The organism is Bradyrhizobium sp. th-b2, assembly GCF_000426785.1.
GTDB lineage: Bacteria > Pseudomonadota > Alphaproteobacteria > Rhizobiales > Xanthobacteraceae > Bradyrhizobium > Bradyrhizobium septentrionale.
The window spans coordinates 1-3,803 of the sequence record NZ_AUGA01000183.1 but is presented as its reverse complement, the minus strand read 5'-3'; the positions used below and the strand labels follow the sequence as shown (position 1 = coordinate 3,803).

The following is a 3,803-nucleotide window of genomic DNA, read 5'->3' as shown; positions in this document are numbered from 1 at the left end:
AAAGTACGGGTCGTCAGGCGGTGAAAAGCCGAAGGCAATCCCGCGCGCCTCGTCAGAGCAGATGTGCGGCCACATCAATCGGACTAAAAAAACGCACTCTCACGAATAGGACGGGCTAGATAATTCGACTGTGGAAGGGCTCCACAAGAAGCACGGACCGCTCGCGCTAATCGGCTCGCGCACGAAGCTGATGCAGCATTGGGCTGATCGGATCGACCACTGGCTCGATCCCAAGAAGGTAATGCCGATAAAGCGCGGCACGCAGGCCTAATGCTCTACGCTTTTCCGCCTAGTTAAACGCCACAACTACACGCGCCGGATCTGACACTTCAGCGCAGATTGACCGCTGCCCTCCGAAGGCATGTGTCAACCCAGTAGGAGCAAAAAAGGAGTTCGAAAGAGGCCCGGAATTCAGAGACTTGCGAGGACGTTGCGCGCCGCTTCACACTCGCAACAAATTCACGTAAGCAGCACGTTAGCAGAATGCACCCGTAGCTCAGTTGGATAGAGCGTCGCCCTCCGAAGGCGTCCCACACGTTCGAATCGTGTCGGGTGCGCCAGCTTTGCCTGTGTTCGGCGAGCGGTCGATGCGGGCTTTCACAAAGAACATTCGCGTGGGCGCGCCCGGAGCAGCACGCATGTGCCGCCGCCTGACCTGCGATGTCACGTTGCTTTGCCCGCCGTGGTCTCTTGCCCCCGGCCTACCCGCCAGACCGGATCCGGGCGAGACCATAGCGCCGTGTTGCGGATTGCTTCGGCCAACGCCTCTGCCTGCACGCCAAGGAAACGCGCGCCCTTTTCGGCCGTGGCGCTCCGCGGGTCCCCCCAGGAGCCTGTGATCGGCGCGCGTTCGGAGAAGGAGTAGAACCGCGAGAACCCTGCCGGCGGCTCTACCGCGGCAGGCGCCTGCTGCATCGCCTCGTCCAGCTTGTGTTCCTTCACAATGTCCCTCGCGATCGCCATCATGACCGAGGTTTCGCCCTCGCAAGCGTGTTTCGGTGCGGTGTCGGATTCGAAGATTGCCGCGATCTTCACGGGTGCCAGGAACCATGGCGTTGTGGCGACGATCGGAAAGTCGTACGCCACCGCCAGTTCGCGCGATGCCACGGCAAGCGGATCGATATTGCCGCCATGGCCGTTGACGATCAGCAAGCGGGCAAAGCCCAATGCGCGAAGAGATCGCACGATGCTTTCTAGGATCGCGCGATAAGCGGCATAGTCCACGCTGATCGTGCCACCGAAAGGCAAATGATGCTCGCTCAAACCCAACCACAGGCCGGGCAACACGGCGACCGGTACCGGATCTGGACCCGCGGCCACCAGCCGCGCGGCCGCAATCGCGGCGGCACTGGCGCTGGCCGTATCGGTAATCACAGGCAAATGCGGGCCATGCTGCTCCAGCGAGCCGGCGGGCAGGATCGCCAGAGCGCCTTCGCGTGCGGCGATCGCGCGTAGGTCCGGAGCGGTCATACGCGCCCATTCGACTTCAATGCTCATAGCGATCTCCCGAAAGGATCTGGATGGAGGGGTCATCATGCGATCGGAGAAGAAATATCATGGCGAGCTTCGAGATCGGCACAGCAGCTCAGCATAGTGCCCATCTTCATCTGCTATGGCGCGCCAACAGCAATGAGCCGCGATCTCTATTGTCTGCTGGCAACCAAAAACGAAGCTTGTCACAGACCCTCGAAGCCTCGGATAACGCAAGCCAAGATCCGCAGCTTAGATTGCCGCCGATGCGGGCAATTGGACAGTGCAGTCGCTCCCCTGAGGCGCCATCCTCTCTATTGCACACACAGCTCTCGCTGGCGAGGCGACGATGGATCTCGTCCGATACTGCGGGACGCGGCCGGTGCCGCAGGTCGGGTGCTGGAAACAGGCGATCGCGCGCAGCTTCCTCCCAGATCTCGGTCAGCACTGGCAGATAGAATGACAATGCCTCGACGGCCGTGTCGTTGAACGTGAACTTGTCGACAAGCTGTTCGGCAATGCGTTCGGCGCCCCATATCCTCAAGGAGCGGCCTTGCATCTCGGGCTTCGCTAGCGCCGCTTTGAGGAACTCATCCACAATCTGCGGGCGTTCGGGCTGTGCGGCGATGAGGAGCACCAGTTTTGCATTCGGACGATGAGACAAGGCATGGGCGAGATCCTGCTCGGCCTTGGGCATCCCCCTCGTGAAATAGTCGTCGTGCGCGGAATATTCCGCGACTATCGCGCCATCTGCGCTGCTGCTATCGAGCACGCGTCTGATCGGAAAACCGAGCGCGTTCAAGCCACTGTGCTCGAGCGGCGTCGAGAGCAAATGGTCAAGGAAAAGCTCCCCAAAGCGCTCGAAATCAGGGCCGATTACGCCGATAGGCGCGATAAGGCGCTGGATCAGGAGCTTTCGGGTCTGTGGGTTCATAGCCAAATATCATAAGGCCTCCATCTGCCCTAGGAAATGGGTATCCCGTCGGGCATCATCGAGCTCGCGTCACACCGCTTGCGGGAGACTTGGCAAGGGCCCGGTCACTTCTTGTAGTCGGCCATCCAGATCACCGAGAAATTCCATAATTGCCTTGTCGAACAGGTCGTAATGCTCGGGATCGGTAGCGGTTATCCCGTCGCGCCGGCGCAGGAAGCGCCCGATGGCGTAGGCGACGACATCGGCAATCTGGAGGCCCAGTATGTGCGCGGAGTTAGAGAAATGGCACCGCCGCCAATCAGCGTGGCGCTGCCTTCGAACTTGACCAAGCTCGGCCCAGGCGTGGTTTTGTCTCGATCGATAAGTAGGACCGCGGGACCCGCAGCGGCTAGATACTCGGCAACCGAACGCAGGAAGACCTGCTTCACAGCTGCCTTATAATTTTTCTTAGCGACAGCTCCACCAACCTGCTGAAGCAGGTCGGCATATTGAGCCTTGCAGATGCGCGCATAGACAAAGATCGCCCTGCTGGTCAATTATGAAGTGGTCTCCAGGTCGCCCGTCTCCATCGCCGCGCGACAGACGGTTCGCAAAGCGCGGCCCAGTTCGGCCGAATGCACGCGGCAGTCTTGGAGGAGGGGAACACGAAGTTCGCATTTAACCTTGCGATCTGCATGCGACCTCGACGAGTTGCTGAGGCGGTATACCGCCGTCGGCCTTCTCGTGTCTCCAAATTGAGATCGTCTGCGCTTCAATCACAAAGCCATACCTCTAGCTTCTCCACTTTGCGGCCACTCTCCCGTCGTTTCGGGCCGTGGCTCGCCCAGCGGGATAAGATCTCAGCTCCCCTAGCTTGACGTTATTGACGTTGCGGAGGCCGTCAAGCGCTTTCGCAGCGCTCCATGACGGGTAGTCCTTTGCTGCGAATTCCCTCCCTATTCCATGCAGTTTTTCCTCGTCATTATCTGCAAAACTGCACTTTTGCGCCCCGCCACGCGCGGTTGCGATTTCAATTCACAACCGAAAATAGTATCCTTGGCGCCGATATCCGGTACGCAAAGACGGCAACCGGGCAAGGAATTTAAGGAGAACAGATGATTCGTCATACGATTGAAGCAAACGAGAAGCCGATACTTGATATCTTTTGCGACAAGTACCTTTTCAGCATCCCGTCATACCAGCGGCCGTATGCTTGGACTACAGAGCAGGCCAGCGATCTCCTTGACGACATAACGACTGCTTGTGGCGACACGGGGGATGTCGCTAACGCGAACCCGTACTTTCTCGGCAGTATCGTCCTGACATACGGCTCCTTGGGAGCGGTCATCGGCTTCATGACTTGGCTCTGGATTTCGGCGATCACGATATTGCTTGGCGCAGAGCTCAACGCCGAGATAGA

The 3,803-nt window shown here is 59.1% G+C and carries 3 protein-coding genes, 1 tRNA gene and 3 pseudogenes; 3 read left to right on the top strand and 4 right to left on the bottom strand.

Annotated features, from left to right (window positions below; all coding sequences use genetic code 11):
• The first annotated feature begins 485 nt into the window (after positions 1-485).
• Positions 486-560 (top strand) — tRNA-Arg (locus tag K359_RS0147210).
• Positions 561-663: 103 nt separating this feature from the next.
• On the opposite strand, the gene K359_RS0147205 is transcribed toward K359_RS0147210, so the two are convergent.
• From K359_RS0147205 to K359_RS65580, 4 genes and pseudogenes are all read right to left on the bottom strand, one after another.
• Positions 664-1,497: a creatininase family protein gene (locus tag K359_RS0147205; protein WP_029085172.1), complete on the bottom strand. Its 834-nt coding sequence runs from the start codon at positions 1,495-1,497 to the stop codon at positions 664-666.
• A gap of 106 nt (positions 1,498-1,603) precedes the next feature.
• Positions 1,604-2,404 (bottom strand): hypothetical protein, encoded by an 801-nt coding sequence (locus K359_RS0147200; protein ID WP_029085171.1) that lies wholly within the window; start codon positions 2,402-2,404, stop codon positions 1,604-1,606.
• A 69-nt stretch (positions 2,405-2,473) separates the two neighbouring features.
• Positions 2,474-2,692: pseudogene (locus K359_RS66635) on the bottom strand (DUF3800 domain-containing protein); the annotation flags it as partial.
• Positions 2,596-2,940 (bottom strand): hypothetical protein, encoded by a 345-nt coding sequence (locus tag K359_RS65580; RefSeq protein WP_156929119.1) that lies wholly within the window; start codon positions 2,938-2,940, stop codon positions 2,596-2,598. The gene K359_RS65580 and the pseudogene K359_RS66635, both read right to left, overlap by 97 nt.
• A 558-nt stretch (positions 2,941-3,498) precedes the next feature.
• Here K359_RS65580 and K359_RS65575 point away from each other — a divergent pair.
• Positions 3,499-3,645: pseudogene (locus K359_RS65575) on the top strand (DUF262 domain-containing protein); the annotation flags it as partial.
• 45 nt (positions 3,646-3,690) lie between these two features.
• Positions 3,691-3,803, top strand: a pseudogene (locus K359_RS65570) (YhjD/YihY/BrkB family envelope integrity protein); the annotation flags it as partial.